Source organism: Nonomuraea wenchangensis, from assembly GCF_900111685.1.
GTDB classification, from domain to species: Bacteria; Actinomycetota; Actinomycetes; order Streptosporangiales; family Streptosporangiaceae; genus Nonomuraea; species Nonomuraea wenchangensis.
Genome location: NZ_FOHX01000014.1, coordinates 59,722 through 75,116 on the forward strand (window position 1 = coordinate 59,722; position 15,395 = coordinate 75,116).

At 69.0% G+C, this 15,395-nt stretch carries 15 protein-coding genes; 10 read left to right on the forward strand and 5 right to left on the reverse strand.

Going from position 1 to position 15,395, the window contains the following annotated elements; translation table 11 throughout:
* Positions 1-49: 49 nt before the first annotated feature.
* From BMW85_RS33710 to BMW85_RS33720, 3 genes are all read left to right on the forward strand, one after another.
* The gene (locus tag BMW85_RS33710; RefSeq protein WP_218156050.1) at positions 50-1,063 is read left to right on the forward strand and encodes an NAD-dependent epimerase/dehydratase family protein; all 1,014 of its coding nucleotides are present in this window, start codon (positions 50-52) and stop codon (positions 1,061-1,063) included.
* Between the two features lie 118 nt (positions 1,064-1,181).
* Positions 1,182-1,850, forward strand: coding sequence for a response regulator transcription factor (locus tag BMW85_RS33715; RefSeq protein WP_012888073.1), 669 nt, complete (start codon positions 1,182-1,184; stop codon positions 1,848-1,850).
* Between the two features lie 4 nt (positions 1,851-1,854).
* Positions 1,855-3,135: an ATP-binding protein gene (locus BMW85_RS33720; protein WP_091089699.1), complete on the forward strand. Its 1,281-nt coding sequence runs from the start codon at positions 1,855-1,857 to the stop codon at positions 3,133-3,135.
* On the opposite strand, the gene BMW85_RS33725 is transcribed toward BMW85_RS33720, so the two are convergent.
* Entirely contained in the window at positions 3,119-3,601 is a 483-nt protein-coding gene (locus BMW85_RS33725) for a GtrA family protein (protein WP_091089700.1), read from the reverse strand. The genes BMW85_RS33720 and BMW85_RS33725 overlap by 17 nt on opposite strands.
* A gap of 298 nt (positions 3,602-3,899) precedes the next feature.
* Between BMW85_RS33725 and BMW85_RS33730 the strand changes: the two genes are divergently transcribed.
* From BMW85_RS33730 to BMW85_RS33740, 3 genes are all read left to right on the forward strand, one after another.
* Positions 3,900-5,048, forward strand: coding sequence for a 5-(carboxyamino)imidazole ribonucleotide synthase (locus tag BMW85_RS33730; protein WP_091089703.1), 1,149 nt, complete (start codon positions 3,900-3,902; stop codon positions 5,046-5,048).
* A gap of 85 nt (positions 5,049-5,133) precedes the next feature.
* Positions 5,134-5,610 (forward strand): 5-(carboxyamino)imidazole ribonucleotide mutase, encoded by a 477-nt coding sequence (gene purE, locus BMW85_RS33735; RefSeq protein WP_051112759.1) that lies wholly within the window; start codon positions 5,134-5,136, stop codon positions 5,608-5,610.
* A gap of 32 nt (positions 5,611-5,642) precedes the next feature.
* Positions 5,643-6,479, forward strand: a complete 837-nt coding sequence (locus tag BMW85_RS33740) for a hypothetical protein (RefSeq protein ID WP_091089706.1) — start codon at positions 5,643-5,645, stop codon at positions 6,477-6,479.
* On the opposite strand, the gene BMW85_RS33745 is transcribed toward BMW85_RS33740, so the two are convergent.
* Positions 6,455-7,768: a UDP-glucose dehydrogenase family protein gene (locus BMW85_RS33745; RefSeq protein WP_091089709.1), complete on the reverse strand. Its 1,314-nt coding sequence runs from the start codon at positions 7,766-7,768 to the stop codon at positions 6,455-6,457. The two genes, BMW85_RS33740 and BMW85_RS33745, sit on opposite strands and share 25 nt — an antisense overlap.
* 126 nt (positions 7,769-7,894) lie before the next feature.
* Here BMW85_RS33745 and BMW85_RS33750 point away from each other — a divergent pair, with 126 nt between their 5' ends.
* Positions 7,895-9,058 (forward strand): acyl-CoA dehydrogenase family protein, encoded by a 1,164-nt coding sequence (locus tag BMW85_RS33750; RefSeq protein WP_091089711.1) that lies wholly within the window; start codon positions 7,895-7,897, stop codon positions 9,056-9,058.
* A gap of 139 nt (positions 9,059-9,197) precedes the next feature.
* Positions 9,198-9,821: a DUF4240 domain-containing protein gene (locus BMW85_RS33755; protein ID WP_091089713.1), complete on the forward strand. Its 624-nt coding sequence runs from the start codon at positions 9,198-9,200 to the stop codon at positions 9,819-9,821.
* Between the two features lie 8 nt (positions 9,822-9,829).
* Here BMW85_RS33755 and BMW85_RS33760 read toward each other — a convergent pair whose 3' ends face one another.
* Entirely contained in the window at positions 9,830-11,044 is a 1,215-nt protein-coding gene (locus BMW85_RS33760; protein ID WP_091089716.1) for a tyrosine-type recombinase/integrase, read from the reverse strand.
* A gap of 512 nt (positions 11,045-11,556) precedes the next feature.
* Between BMW85_RS33760 and BMW85_RS33765 the strand changes: the two genes are divergently transcribed.
* Positions 11,557-12,336: a type I restriction enzyme HsdR N-terminal domain-containing protein gene (locus BMW85_RS33765; protein ID WP_143082495.1), complete on the forward strand. Its 780-nt coding sequence runs from the start codon at positions 11,557-11,559 to the stop codon at positions 12,334-12,336.
* A gap of 334 nt (positions 12,337-12,670) precedes the next feature.
* Here the strand turns inward: BMW85_RS33765 and BMW85_RS50570 are convergent, their stop codons facing one another.
* Both BMW85_RS50570 and BMW85_RS33775 read right to left on the reverse strand, forming a co-directional pair.
* Positions 12,671-12,922 carry a hypothetical protein gene (locus BMW85_RS50570; protein WP_218156051.1) on the reverse strand — a complete coding sequence of 84 codons (252 nt, stop codon included), beginning with the start codon at positions 12,920-12,922 and terminating at the stop codon, positions 12,671-12,673.
* 23 nt (positions 12,923-12,945) lie between these two features.
* The gene (locus BMW85_RS33775) at positions 12,946-13,881 is read right to left on the reverse strand and encodes an NAD(P)/FAD-dependent oxidoreductase (protein WP_091089720.1); all 936 of its coding nucleotides are present in this window, start codon (positions 13,879-13,881) and stop codon (positions 12,946-12,948) included.
* Positions 13,882-13,974: 93 nt separating this feature from the next.
* On the opposite strand from BMW85_RS33775, the gene BMW85_RS33780 reads away from it, so the two are divergent.
* Positions 13,975-14,883, forward strand: a complete 909-nt coding sequence (locus BMW85_RS33780; RefSeq protein ID WP_091089722.1) for an AraC family transcriptional regulator — start codon at positions 13,975-13,977, stop codon at positions 14,881-14,883.
* Positions 14,884-15,395: the final 512 nt, after the last annotated feature.

The following is a 15,395-nucleotide window of genomic DNA, read 5'->3' on the forward strand; positions in this document are numbered from 1 at the left end:
CCGGAAGTGGCCCGCTTCGGGGGGCCGCTCCGGTCCTAGGGTGGTCGGCATGACGAGCAAGAACGTTTCCGGCCTGCGCATCTTCCTGGCCGGCGGCGCGGGGGTGCTCGGCCGGCGGATCATCCCGCTGCTGGTCGCGGCGGGACACACCGTGGTCGCCACCACCCGGCACGAGGCGCGTACGGGCCCGCTGCGCGACCTCGGCGCCACGCCCGCGCGCGTGGACGTCCTCGACGCCGCCGCCCTGGCCGCGGCGGTCCGCGACTCGGGGGCGGACGTGGTCATGCACCAGCTCACCGACCTGGCCGGGGGTGACCTGGCCGCCAACGCCGCGCTGCGCCGCGACGGCACCCGCAACCTGGTCGACGCCGCTCTCGCCGCCGGGGTGCGGCGGATCGTGGCGCAGAGCATCTGCTGGACGTACGTGCCGGGCGAGGGTCCGGCCCGCGAGAGCGAGCCCTTGGACCTCGGCGCGCCCGAGCCGCGCCGCACCACCGTCGCGGGCGTGGCGGCCATGGAGTCGGCCGTGGCCGAGCTGCCCGAGTGGGTGGTGCTGCGCTACGGCCTGCTGTACGGGCCGGGCACCTGGTTCGAGCCGCGCGGCCTGCGCGCGGCCGAGGCGCGGGAAGGGCGGCTGGTGGCGGGCGCCGACGTGACGAGCTTCGTGCACGTGGACGACGCCGCGGCGGCCGCCCTGGCGGCCCTGGACTGGCCGGTGGGCCACGTCAACGTCTGCGACGACGAGCCGGCCGCCGGGCTCGACTGGGTGCCCGCCTTCTGCCGCGCGGTCGGCGCGCCGGCACCGCCGGTGTCCGGCGCGTCGGCTCCATCGGTGTCCGGCGCGTCGGCGAACCCGGCCGCGCGCGGCGCGGACAACCGGCACGCGCGGCGGGACCTCGGCTGGACGCCCGCGTACCCGTCGTGGCGGGCGGGATTCGCGGCTCTCGCCGGTGATCGCGATATTCCCGACACCGGCCATTCCCGGCAATTTCCGAGCGGCAGGGTTGGGCATTCCGGCGGTGGGCATGATGAGTCGGTCCCCTTGCGCCGGAAAGCGCGGTAATTTAATCACGACCAACCGTATTTTAGTCGTGTTTGCCCAGGTCAATGGATAGGTCAACGACGAGTCAAACCGCGCGCTGTAGCCGGGAAACGATCGCTTAAGGTCCTACGATCGCTTTATGACCTGCGTACTTCTCGCCGAGGATGACACCTCGATCTCTGAGCCGCTCGCGCGCGCCCTGCGTCGCGAGGGCTATCAGGTCGAGGTGAGCCCCGACGGCCCGCAAGCCCTGGAGCGGGCCCTGTCGGGCGGCATCGATCTCATAGTTCTGGACCTCGGGCTGCCTGAGATGGACGGCCTGGAGGTGGCCCGCCGCATCCGCGCCGAGGGCCACGGGACCCCGGTCCTGATCCTCACGGCGCGCGTCGACGAGGTGGACACCGTCGTCGGGCTCGACGCTGGGGCCGACGACTACGTGACCAAGCCGTTCCGGCTGGCCGAGCTGCTGGCCCGGGTACGCGCGCTGCTGCGCCGCGGCACCTCCGAGACCCCGGTGGTGCAGGGGGTGCGCATCGACGCCGACTCCCGCCGCGCCTGGATGGGCGACAAGGAGCTGCACCTCACGACCAAGGAGTTCGACCTGCTGCGGGTGCTGGTCCGCGACGCCGGCAAGGTGGTCACCCGCGAGCAGATCATGCGCGAGGTGTGGGACACCAACTGGTGGGGCTCCACCAAGACGCTCGACATGCACATCTCCTGGCTCCGGCGCAAGCTCGGCGACGACGCCGCCAAACCGCGCTACATCACGACCGTCCGGGGAGTCGGCTTCCGGTTCGAACGCGAGTAGGCGGATGCGCCGTCGACTGCTCACCTCCACCCTGGTCGTCGCGGTCATCGCGGTCCTGTTGCTGGGGGTCCCCCTGGGCGTCGTGGTGAGCCGCCTGATCGTCGACGAGGCGGCTCAGGAGCTCGGGGCGGAGGCCAAACGTCTCGTGGGAGAGGTCGAGTACGCCCGCGTCCAGGAGACGCCGCTCGATCCCCAGCAACTGGAGCAGAAATACCCGGGCAGATACATCCAGATCTGGGAACGCGGAACCCCCCTCCGGGTGACCGTCGTCGGCACCGCACCGGCGTCCGGTCACCTCATGACGGAGGACGCCCAGACCAACACCGGCGTCTACGTACGCATCAGTCGCGACCGCGACCAGGTCGAGCGCGACGTACGGGCCCGTCTGCTGCTCATCGTCGCCCTGGCCGTGGCCGCCCTCGCGGTGGCCGTGAGCCTGGCCGTCGTGCAGTCCCGCCGCCTGACGCTGCCCCTGCGGGACCTGGCGAAGATCGCCGAGCGGCTGGGGTCCGGCGACGCGCGGCCGAGCAAACACCGCTACGGCATCCCCGAGCTCGACCGCGTGGCGCAGGTGCTCGACCGCAGCGCGGCCCGCATCTCCGACCTGCTGACGCGGGAGCGCGAGTTCGCCACCGACGCCTCCCATCAGCTCCGTACGCCGCTCACCGGCCTCACCATGCGTCTGGAGGAGATCGTGGCCTCGGCCGGCGAGCCGGAGGTCGTACGCGAGGAGGGCGAGGCGGCGATCGTCCAGGCCGAGCGGCTGACGGCGGTCATCGACGAGTTGCTGGCCGCGGCCCGCAGGCAACGGCACGCCCAGGCCGAGCCGGTGGCCATCGACGAGGTGCTGATCCAGCAGGTGAGGGAGTGGGCGCCGGTGTTCAAGGACGCCCACCGCGAGCTGCGGCTGGAGGGGGCGCGCGGGCTGAAGGCCCTCGCCACCACCGGCGGGTTCGGCCAGGTGGTGGCCTCGCTGCTGGAGAACTCCCTGCGGCACGGCGGCGGCACGGTCACCGTCACCAGCACCAGCGGCGAGAACTACGTGGTGGTCGAGGTGTCGGACGAGGGTCCCGGCATCGCCGACGAGATCGCCCCCAAGATCTTCGAGCGGAACGTCAGCGGTGGCGGGGGCACCGGTCTCGGTCTGACCCTGGCACGGGCGCTGGCCGCCGCGGACGGCGGACGGCTGGAGCTGGTGCGGCGGCGGCCGGCGACGTTCGCCGTCTTCCTGCGGCCGGCCGAGGACGACGGCCGGGGCAACAGGGTGGTCAGCGGTCCTGCCTGACGCCCTGGCCGGGCAGCTCGACCGGGATGGGCTCGGTGGCCTCCAGGAACACCCACTTCTTGTAGGACCAGTAGCGGAAGAGGGTGCCGAGCCCCACACCGACGATGTTGGCGATGTTGACCGACAGCGTGTCGTTGAGGCCGAGGGTGTAGGTGGTGAAGCCGATGGCCAGGATGCCGAACAGCAACGCGATGCCGTTGAGCAGGAAGAACAGGAAGTATTCGCGCCCGAGCCCGGTCTGCTCGCGGTGGCGGAAGGTCCAGTAGCGGTTGCCGAGATAGGCGAACGTGGTGGAGACGACCGTCGCCACGAGCTTCGAGGTCAGCGGGCCCAGGCCGATCACGACGTGGCAGAAGTTGAGCAGACCGGTGTCGATGACGAAGGCCACCGCGCCGATGCTGCCGAACTTGGCCAGCTCGTGAACCAGGGACGAGAACCGCTCGTAGAGGCGCTTGACGACTTCCACGGGTCTGTTTCGGTCCCTTCTTCGCTGCCCGGCTTCACGGCTCGTCAGCCGGGCTCGATCTGTCCAGCGTACCGGTCGGGTCGTAGGGCCGGTGTCAGACGGATGAACTTACCCGGTCACGACGTACTCATGAAATATCCAGCAATGTCGGGCGTATTTCCGGCCTGAGGACTACCCTGCGAGGCGGGCCGCTGGGCGGCCGCGCCCGCGAGGGCACCCGGAACGGCCGTCCAGCGCCCCCTTCGGCCGCGCGGGTCCGCAAACGGGTGGTCCGGACGTCCCGGTAAGCTCACCTGGCGTGAGTGATTACCGCCCCATCGGTCCGGTCGTCGGCATCGTCGGCGCAGGTCAGCTGGCCAGAATGTCCCAGCCGCCCGCCATCGCGCTCGGCGTCGAGCTGCGGGTGCTGGCCAACGCCCCCGACGAGAGCGCCGCCCGCGTCATCGTCGACACGCGCATCGGCGACTACCGCGACCTCGACGTGCTGCGCGAGTTCGCGCAGGGCTGCGACGTGATCACCTTCGACCACGAGCACGTCCCCACCGAGCACATCGAGGCGCTCATCGCCGAGGGCCACGCCGTGCACCCCGGGGCGGCGGCGCTCGTCCACGCGCAGGACAAGGCGGTCATGCGCGAACGGCTCAGCGCCATCGGCGTGCCCTGCCCGGCCTGGGCGCGGGTGTCGTCCGCGGCCGACGTGACGGCCTTCGCCGAGCAGAACGGCTGGCCGGTCGTGCTCAAGGCCGTGCGCGGCGGCTACGACGGCCGCGGCGTCTGGGTGTGCCGCGACGCGGCCGAGGTCGAGGAGGCCATGGCCACGGGCGTGCCGCTCATGGCGGAGGCGTTCGTGCCGTTCGAGCGGGAGCTGGCCGTCGTGGTGGCCCGCTCGCCGCACGGCCAGGGCGTCAGCTACCCCGTCGTCGAGACCGTCCAGCAGGACGGCATCTGCGTCGAGGTGCTCGCCCCCGCGCCCGGCCTCGATCCCGAGCAGGCCGCGCAGGCCCAGCGCATCGGGCTCACCATCGCCCACGAGCTGGGCGTCACCGGGCTGCTGGCGGTCGAGCTGTTCCAGACCTCCTCCGGCCTCGTGGTCAACGAGCTGGCCATGCGCCCCCACAACAGCGGCCACTGGACGATCGAGGGCGCCCGCACCTCGCAGTTCGAGCAGCACCTGCGGGCCGTGCTCGACCTGCCGCTCGGCTCGCCCACGATGACCTCGCAGGTCGTCGTCATGGCCAACCTGCTCGGCGGCGACGACCCCGACCTGTTCAAGCGCTACGAGCACGTGCTCGCCCACGATCCCGGCATCAAGCTGCACTTCTACGGCAAGGAGGTGCGGCCGGGCCGCAAGATCGGCCACGTCACGGCAGTCGGCTCCAACCTCGACGAGGTCCGCGCCCGCGCCCGCCACGCCGCCGTCCACCTCATGACAGGGGAGTACACGTGAGTGAGCGCAGCGAACGAACCATCAGACACAGCATCGTGATCGTCACGTTGCCGACGAAGGAGGCAGCGTGACGATCGGGATCGTCATGGGGTCGGACTCCGACTGGCCGGTGATGAAGGCGGCGGCCGAGGCGGTCGCCGAGTTCGGGGTGCCGTTCGAGGCCGACGTCGTCTCCGCGCACCGCATGCCCACCGAGATGATCGACTACGGCCGGCAGGCCGCCTCCCGCGGCCTCCAGGTGATCATCGCCGGCGCCGGCGGGGCCGCGCACCTGCCCGGCATGCTGGCCTCCGTCACGCCGCTGCCGGTCATCGGGGTGCCGGTGCCGCTGAAGCACCTCGACGGCATGGACTCCCTGCTGTCCATCGTCCAGATGCCGGCCGGGGTGCCGGTGGCGACGGTCGCGGTCGGCGGCGCCCGCAACGCCGGGCTGCTCGCCATCCGCATCCTCGCCGCCGCCGACCCCGCCCTGCGGGCCCGGATGGAGGAGTTCCAGCAGCGGTTGAAGGAGCAGGCGTACGCGAAGGGCGAACGCCTGCGCGCCGAGGCGAAGGAACTGTAGCCGGGGCGGGCGTCAGCGGTTATCGTGCCGGGATGGACGCCGTGATCCGGGCGCACGCCGCCCGCGTCCGGGCCGCGGATCCGCTGGTCGCGGGCCAGGACGAGTTACGGGGCAAGGACGAGTCACGGGGTAGGGGCGAGTTACGGGGCCAGGGCCACGTCGAGGCACGTGGCGCCGTCGGGTGGGCCACCGTCGAACGCGTCGATCCCGGCAGCATGCGCGCCTCCTGGTCCCCGCTGGTGGTCCACCGCCTCCAGGCGCGCGTCGCGGGACCGTCCCCTGAGGCGGCGCTCGGCGCGCTGCTCGACACCTGGCTGGCCGGGATCCCGCTCGACGAGCAGGGGCAGGCGCTCACCGTGACCTGGCCGAGCCGCGACGTCGCACCCGTACGCGCGCTGGCCGCCCGCAACTTCGCCCCCGTCGTGGCGCAGGCGGTGCGCGCCGGGATCGCGGGAACGGCGCAGGGCGCGGGCGTCCGCCGGGCCACGCCCGACGACCTGGAGACCCTGGCCCGCCTGTACGAGCGGCTGGTGGCCTACGACGCCCACTTCGGCTGGGTGGCGGTGCGCGCCTCGACCGCCGCGCGGATCAGGGCGTTCCTGGCCTCGGAGGTCATGCCGACGGAGTGGTGCTGGCTGGCCGAGGGGGCCGACGGCACGCCGCTCGGCGGGCGCTGCTCGCGGACGTGGCCCACGGGTACGCGGCGGCGCAGGGCGTGCGGACCATGCTGCTCCACCACGCCCTGCCCAACCCGCTCTCGACCCCGTTCTGGGCGCGTCGCGGCTACCGCCCGCTCTACACCCAGTGGGTACGCCACCTGGGGGTGTGACGTCGGAAGCCGGCCTCAGGGGCGGCCGAGCGCCCGGTAGTGCCAGCCCGCCGAGCGCCACGTCTCGGCGTCCAGCGCGTTGCGCCCGTCGACGATGCGGCGCGCCGCGACGACCCCGCCGAGCTGCTCGGGATCGAGGTCCACGAACTCCTGCCACTCGGTGAGCAGCAGCACGACGTGCGCGCCGCGCACCGCCTCGACGACCGATTCGCCGTAGCTGAGCTCGGGATGCGCCTTACGGGCGTTGTCGAGCGCGATGGGGTCGTACATGGTGACCCGGCCGCCCTGGTGGCCGATCGTCACGGCGACGTCCAGCGCCGGCGAGTCCCGGATGTCGTCGGAGTCGGGTTTGAACGCCGCCCCCAGCACGCCCACCACGCACCCGTGGAAGGATCCGCCCGCCAGCTCCCTGGCCAGGTCGACCATCCGGGCGCGGCGCCGCATGTTGATGGCGTCCACCTCGCGCAGGAACGTCAGCGCCTGGTCGGCCCCCAGCTCCCCGGCGCGGGCCATGAACGCCCGGATGTCCTTGGGCAGGCAGCCGCCGCCGAAGCCGAGCCCGGCGTTGAGGTAGCGCCCGCCGATGCGGTCGTCGTACGACAGCGCCTCCGACAGCTTCTGCACGTCGGCGTGGGCCGCCTCGCAGACCTCGGCCATGGCGTTGATGAAGGAGATCTTCGTGGCCAGGAACGCGTTCGCGGCGGTCTTGACCAGCTCGGCGGTGGCGAAGTCGGACACCACGATCGGAACGTCGCCGAGCGGCTCGTACACCTCGCGCAGCACCTTCTCGGCCCGCTCGCTGCGCACGCCGAACACGAGCCGGTCGGGGCGCATGGTGTCCTGGACCGCGTGGCCCTCGCGCAGGAACTCGGGGTTCCATGCCAGCTCGGTCAGGACCCCGGCAGGGGCCAGCCGGGCGAGTTTGTCGGCCAGGCGCTCGGCGGTGCCGACGGGGACGGTGGACTTGCCGACGACCAGGCACTCGCGATCGAGGAGCGGGGCGAGGGACTCGACGGCGGCGTCCATGTAGGAGACGTCGGCGGCGTACTCGCCGCGTTTCTGGGGGGTGCCGACACAGATGAAGTGCACGTCGCCGAAGGCGGCGATGTCCTCGTAGGAGGTGGTGAAGCGGAGGCGCCCGGATTCGAGGCCGCGGCGGAGCACGGGTTCGAGGCCCGGCTCGTGGATGGGGAGCTCGCCGCTGTTGAGCCGCAGGACCTTGTCGGCGTCGATGTCGAGGCCGAGGACCTCGAAACCGAGGTCCGCCATGCAGGCCGCATGCGTGATCCCCAGGTATCCGGTCCCGATCACCGTGAGGCGATATGGCACGAGGGTGCTCCTTTCGATCGCGCACGCATGCTATCGGCCCCCCGCTGCTCCGTACGTGCCACGTGCATTCCGCCGCAAACCGTACCGGCTGGTAACAAGAAGCTCGGACGTCCTAGTATTTGATGCATGAGCTTCCCTCTGTACGCACCGGCCGAAGAGCACGACATGCTCCGCGAGACGGTCCGCGCCCTGGCCGACGAGAAGATCGCCCCGTACGCCGCGGCGGCCGACGAGAACGAGGAGTTCTCGTGGGACGTCTACAAGGCGCTGGTAGCGGCGGACCTGCACGCCGTGCACGTGCCCGAGCAGTACGGGGGCGCCGGGGCCGACGCCCTGGCCACGGTGATCGTCATCGAGGAGGTGGCGCGGGCCTGCGCGTCGACCTCGCTGATCCCGGCCGTCAACAAGCTCGGCACCGTACCGCTGCTGCTGTCGGCGTCGGAGGAGCTCAAGGCCCGCTATCTGAAGCCGGTGTCGCGGGGGGAGGGCATGTTCTCGTACGCGCTGTCAGAGCCCGAGGCCGGCTCGGACGCGGCGGCCATGAAGACGCGGGCGGTCGCGGACGGCGACTCGTACGTGCTCAACGGCACCAAGATGTGGATCACCAACGCGGGCGTCTCCGAGTACTACACGGTCATGGCCGTGACCGACCCCTCCGCCGGCGCCCGCGGCATCTCCGCCTTTGTGGTCGAGAAGTCGGACGAAGGCGTCTCCTTCGGCCCGAAGGAGCGCAAGCTCGGCATCAAGGGCTCGCCCACCCGCCAGGTCATCATGGACAACGTCCGCATCCCGGCGGACCGCATGATCGGCGCCCCCGGCACCGGGTTCAAGACCGCCCTCGCCACCCTGGACCACACCCGCATCACCATCGCCGCCCAGGCCCTCGGCATCGCCCAGGGAGCCCTCGACTACGCGGTGGGGTACGTCAAGGAACGCAAGCAGTTCGGCCGGCCGGTCGCCGACTTCCAGGGCGTGCAGTTCATGCTCGCCGACATGGCGATGAAGCTAGAGGCGGCGCGGCAGCTCACGTACCACGCGGCGGCCAAGTCCGAGCGCGCCATGAACGGCGAACCCCAGAAGGACCTCACGTTCCTGTCGAGCGCGGCCAAGTGCGCGGCCTCGGACGCGGCCATGGAGATCACCACGGATGCGGTGCAGCTGCTGGGCGGGTACGGGTACACGAAGGACTTCCCGGTGGAACGCATGATGCGCGACGCCAAGATCACCCAGATCTACGAGGGTACGAACCAGATCCAGCGCATGGTCATGGCCCGCCAACTCCTCAAGTAGGCGTTGACGTGCGGAAACCCGGCGCTTCCTGCGGGGTGGGCCGGGTCCGCCGAGGTGCTGGCCGACCGTCGGCTTGGTCTGTTCCGTCCCTGTTCCGTGATCTTTACACGGTGGCCCAGGGGTGCGAGCATCACGCGGCATGGATGTCGATGAGTTCTGGGACCTTATCGAGCGTTCCGGACGCGAGACCGACACGAGGAGCACGCGTGTCGCGTGGTTGGTGGACGAGCTTTCTCGCCGACCGGTTGAAGAGATCATCGACTATGACGTCTGGTGGATCACGACTCACAATCGAGGCTGCACCACCGATCTCTACGCGGCGTACCGGTGCGTGTTCGGTTCGGGCTCGCTGGACGGCTTCGAGTACTTCGTGAGCTGGCTCATCAGTCTGGGGCGCGAGACGTTCGAGGCCGTCGCCGACTGCCCAGATCGGCTGATCAAGCAGCCTCAGGTGCTTCACCTGCTGGAGCTGGAGGAGTCGTATAACAATGCTCTCAAGCCCCGGCCGCAGGATCCGGAGCAGATGAGAGAAGAACTCCCCGAGTTCGAGTCGTTGGCCTACGCGCCGTACGACGCCTACGAACGGGTGTCCGGTAAGGACTCGGACACCCTCGTCGATGCCGTGGCTGCTCGGGGCATCTCAGGGGGTTTTTCCCTGAACCCGGCGCTCGGCAGCGTCCCCCACGGAGAGCGGTGGGACTTGGACGATGAAAGCGAACTTGCTCGCAGGCTCCCGCGGATAGCCCGCTTCCGGGATCGGTGACGGTCGCTCTACGCCGGTGTGGCGGGCGGATGCGGGCGGAAGAAACGCTCGTCGAACGCTCTGCGGGCGCGGTCATGAGATCCGGGCATCATGTGGGCGTAGACCCGGAGGGTGAAGCCCGGGTCGGCGTGGCCTAGATACTCGGCGAGTTCCTTGACCGAAACACCGCCGGCCAGCATGACGCTCGCGTAGTAGTGGCGGAGCTGGTGCAGCCCTTCTTTGCGCGAGGTGGCGTAGCGGCTCCGCTGACGAGCGTCCTTGTCCGGTGCCGGGATCACGCCCGCGGCCACGAGAGCGGGCTTCCCCACGGTTTCGCTGTAGCTTCTGGCCTTGATGAAACGGTCGTCCGTCCAGCGGAACAGCAGGTTCTGCGTACGGAGCTTGCCGTCCACCTTCTCCCAAGGCAGAGAACAAACAAGCGGGGGATAGGACGAGACGTGTCGCTTGTTGGCCTCGGCCGCCCAGGCAGGTAGCGGCACGACGCGCTCACGGTCGTTCTTCGGCAGCGCGAAGACATGGTCGGCTCCGAGCTTCTTGATCTGGCGCCGCACCCGGAGGACATGCTCCTCGAAGTCGATGTCTTCGAAAGCCAGGCCGAACAGCTCACCTTGCCGAAGCCCGCACGCTGCCCCGAGCACAGGGAGCAGGCGGAACAGGGCGGGATGGGCGTCGATCAGGGCGTGAACCCGTTCGTCCGACCACGCCGTGATCTCTTCGGCGGCGCGCTTCGGCACCTGGACGATCGGCCACTTCGCGGGACTGCGCTTGATCGCTTCATCGGCGACGGCCAGGTCGAGAATGCCTTGGAGGACCAGGAAGGCCGTCTGTACGGTGGAGGTCTCGAAGCGGCTGCTCAGGCTACTGATCCATGCCTGGATCTGAGATGGCTTGATGCTCTTGACCTGGCGCTTGGCGAAGGTCGGCGCGACGTGGAGACGGTGGACGTACTCATACCGCATCTTGGTCGCTGGATCCACGATGCGCGAGGCGAGCCACCGTTCGGCAAGGTCGGCGAAGAGCACCTTGCCCGCGCTGGGGTCGATGTAGTCGCCGCGGGCGATGTCGGCGCCCATGGCGGCGATCTTGCGCTCGGCGTCGGCCATGCGGTCGTAAGCGGTCGAGCGCTCCTTACCGTCGGGGTCCACCCAGACGGCGAGCCAGCGCTTGCCCGTGCCATGGCGTGCGGTCTTGACCTTTCGTGGCTTGCCGTCCTGGTCCCCCACTGTCCTGGTCCACAACGGTTGAGCAGCAGCGCCGGCTCTCGACCATGGCCCTCCGCTTCACTCGTAATGAAGTGTTCGGCAGAGGCCGTGGCGATCGCTTACTTCGGTACTTGCCATCCGAGCGGGGCGATCGGCTGCCGCGGACCGACTTCGTCGGTCCTTGCCATCGAGCACCGTGGGATCCGTGACGGCAATGTCGGTCATCAAGCTCACACACGAAGGACGCCGCGTATGGCTGACGGCTGCTGGTGGCGGCTGGGAAGCGGGGTGATCGCTAGGCCCAAAAAAGGTCGGTCAAATTCCCCTATTTGGGTTCAATGCACGGTCGCTCGAATGTCCTATTAATCAGCAGAGTGGCCACTCAAGAAGTTCGCACTATATGTGTGCTCTTGTCCTGTGCACTCAGAGTGACGCCATGGAGTCATTTTCGTATCGATCTCAACGAGTCAATGTGTTGATCTTCCGAATGGACCTAACCTGCCTTGTCCCTACTGGATAGGCGGGTGGATGGCATGAGCGAGCAGTCCGGACAGACGATCGTCGGCAACGAGCAGGCTGAGGTCGCCAGGGAAGTCGTAAACGCCCCAACGAAGAAGCCGGCGGGGACCCGGGTGGCCCCGAAGTGGGAGACGGACGCACGGGACCGCGTTCGAGCAGCGATACGGCGCTACTCCAAGCCGCTGACCGATCTTATAGCGCGTGATGCAAATGAAGGAGACACGCGGCTGCTCATCACCGACTTCCTGTGCGCAGGACTCGGCTACGACAAGTACGACGATCTCACTACGGAATATCAGGTCAAAGGCGAATTCGCCGACTACGGCATTCGCATTGACAAACAACTCGTCGCCTTCATCGAGGTGAAGCGCTGCAGCCAGAAGCTCAACGCCAAACATCTGCGGCAGGTGCAGATGTACGCCGTGAACGAGGGCGTTGAGTGGATGATCCTGTCCAATGGACAAGTGTGGCAGGCTTACCACATGACCGCCGGCCTCCCCGTGGTCATCGACCTGGCCCTTGAAGTGGACCTGCTCAGTGACACCGGTCTGAGCGCAAAGACGGACGCGCTCTTCTACTTGACCAAGGAGGCGTTCAAACGCCGCCTGATCGACGACCTGTGGAGGGCTCGCGCCGCGACGTCGCCCAAGTCCCTGGCCCAGGTAATCCTGTCCGACGTGGTGACCGAGGCTGTACGCAAGGAACTGCGACGTCAGACGAACCACAATGCAGATGTCGGCGAGATCCTTCGCATCCTGCGCAGCGAGGTACTTCGGCCAGAAACCCTACTTTGAGACGTGCATCGACGCACAGCGCCGAGGTGAGTGATCTTGCTGACGCGGATGCTAACAACCGCCGTGGACAACCCTGGATTCTTCTGGAGCAGGAACGCTCCAGGAAAGGCTCTGAGCAGGCGTCCATGATGGCGATGGACGTCGGTGGACAGTCTCGAAGTCTCTTGTAAACAGAAGGTTTGGGGTTCGATCCCCCACGTCGGCTCTGCATGTGGAAGCCCCTGAACAGGCGTTATGCCGTCAGGGGCTTTCTGTTTGTCAGCGACAATATCGAGTCCTTTGGGAACACCACGGCTCACGACCGGCAGCGACGTCACAGGATGTCAGATTTGCCTCAGACGGGCTGGCCGACCGGCCGGATGGTCAGGGTGTTGAGGTCGACGTCGGCCGGCTGGCCGAGGGCGAAGCAGATGGCCTCGGCGACGGGCTCGCGGGACAGGGCGAAGGACGGGACGCCGCCTTGCCAGAAGAAGGCACGCTCGTGATCGGCTCCGACGACAACGTCGACGAGCGCGAGGTGACCCAGTTCCTTGCCTACGCCGTACGCGGCTGCCCCGCTTCGCGGTGACGACGTGCCTCGTGTCACCGCGGGCCGGTGGCACGAGGTGTTCAGTAGCCCGCGGCGAGGCCCACCGCGGCGCTCGCGCCGGCCAGGTGGCCCGACGCGACGGCGGCAGCCATGGACGGCGGGACCGAGGTGGCCGCGTCCCCCGCCGCGTACAGCCCGGGAACACCGGTCCGCTGCATCGCGTCCACCTTGATCGCCTCGACGCTGAGCATCTCGTCCGGTTCGATCACGGTCGCGCCGAGGTCCCCGGCCAGCGACGAGCGCTGGTGAAGCACCGTCTTCACCAGCAGGGCTCCGACGGCGAGCTCGCCGCCGCCGGCGAAGACCACGCTCCGCAGCTCGGCGCCCGGACCGTCGAGAGCGGCGATCGGCCGCTCGTCGACGCCCACCCCACCGGCGACCAGCCGCTCACGCTGCTCATCGGTCAGCTTGCCGCTGCCGTTGGTCAGCAGCGTGATCCGATCGCTCCAGGCCCGCAGGTTCAGCGCTCCGTGTACGCCGACCGCGCCGTCCGCCAGCACACCCAGCGGGCGATCACTGACCTCCCAACCGCGACAGAACGGACAGTGAAAGACCGAGCTTCCCCATCGCTCGTCCATGCCGGGCAGCCGCGGGTAGCGGTAGTCCATGCCCGGCGCCAGGACGATGCTCCGTGCCCGCTCGCGACGGCCGTCGCTCAACGTCACCGCGAAGCCTCCGTCGTCCTCATGCTCGCCTCGGGCGACCTCTCCCGGCCGTGACTCGACGTACGGGTACGCCGCCAGCTCCACCCGCCCTGCGGCGTAGAACCGCGCCGGAGCTTGTCGATCATGTCCTAGCAGGCCCCCGATGTCCGGCGCGGCCAGGTTGCTCTGTTGTCCGGCGTCGATGATCAGCGTGGTGCGCCGTGCTCGGGCGAGCGTGAGCCCGGCGCTCAGCCCGGCGGCGCCCGCGCCGACCACGACGCAATCCCACGGTCCGGTCGTACGTCTCGTCATATCGACCCACTGAACCAGGCACCCACCTATGCGGCCATACGCCGTTGGCGCGGGTGAATACGAGTCTGTGACGGTTAGCATCGAAGGGTGGACATGATCAGCCAGGCGGTCTCCAGCCTCCGGGTCGGCCGGCGGGCCATCCGGCGGTTCCGGCAGCAGGGGTCGTGGGGTCTGCGCCTGGGCGGCCAGCCCGGTAGCGGCTTCCATCTGGTCCTCGACGGCAGTGCCTGGCTCATCAGCGCCGACGCGCCGCCCATCGCCCTGCGTCCCGGCGATGTCGTCCTGGTCCCTGCCGGAGCGGACCACGGGCTCAGCATCACCCGGCGCGCTCTGCATGAGATGCCGCTGAATGTCATGAATCTGGACCAGTCGGCCCCAGGCCCCGCCGACTTCGAGTTTCTCTGCGGCTCCTACCGATTGGACCACGGGCAGGTGCACCCGTACCTCACCGGGATGCCGGATCTGATCGTGGTGTCTCCAGACCATGAACGGCACCCTGAGTGGCGGTCGTTGATCAGCCTGCTCGTCGAAGGAGAGTCGTTGGCACAGCCGGGCACCGAGGTCACGCGGTCGGCGCTGCTCGATCTGATGCTCGTCAGTGTGCTGCGCCAATGGCTGGAGGAGAAGCACCCGAAAGGCCGGCCGACGATCACCGACCCGGCGATCGTCACCGCCCTGGACGCGATCCATGACAGTCCGCGGACGCAGTGGACCGTCTCGCGACTCGGCGAGATGGTGGGCATGTCTCGGACGACGTTCACCAGGCGCTTCACTTCGCAGGTCGGTAAGCCGCCCATGACGTATCTGATCGGCTGGCGGCTCAACTGTGCCGCGCGCCTGCTCAGGGAGACCGACGCGTCGCTGGCCGCGATCGCCCGGCAGGTCGGTTACTCGACGGAATTCGCCTTCGCCGGGGCGTTCCGCCGCGAGTACGGTGTATCACCGGGCCGGTTCCGGCAGGCCGCGGGCGTACCTGATCAGCAGGCCCGGTCGGGTTCGTAGCGCGGTACGGGCCCGATGGCCGGCACCGGCTTCCTGCCCCTGGACGTTCTGTCGCTGGGTGACGCCTGACCTCGTGATCATTCGAGTGATGGGCTCGGTGAGCTCCTCCAGCGTCGTCTCCGGAGGCCGACTTAGACAAGATCAAGACGGTTCGCGCGAACGCCATGCGGGCGGCGGCGTCCCACCACGGTACGAAACCGCCGCCCACTCTACGTGTGAAACCATTGCTCAACCTATCGAAATTCGATAGGGCAATTCTCACCGGGGGGCACAGCCCCCCGAACCCCCAGCCCAAAGGCACGGTCCTCGCAGAGGGGGGCTTCGCGCCTGAGACTCGGGCAGTTCTTATAGGCGGGTACAGCACCCAAACCCATGTGGGCGCAGACGCGGCGCGTGAAGCCCAGGGGCGGGGCGCTTCGCGCATAGAGCATGCAGCTCGGGTTGTTTCCATGCGGCGCGGGCCCTCTCGCCCCCTCAACCTCGTGTACCGGGCTTCAGGGACGGAGTCGCGA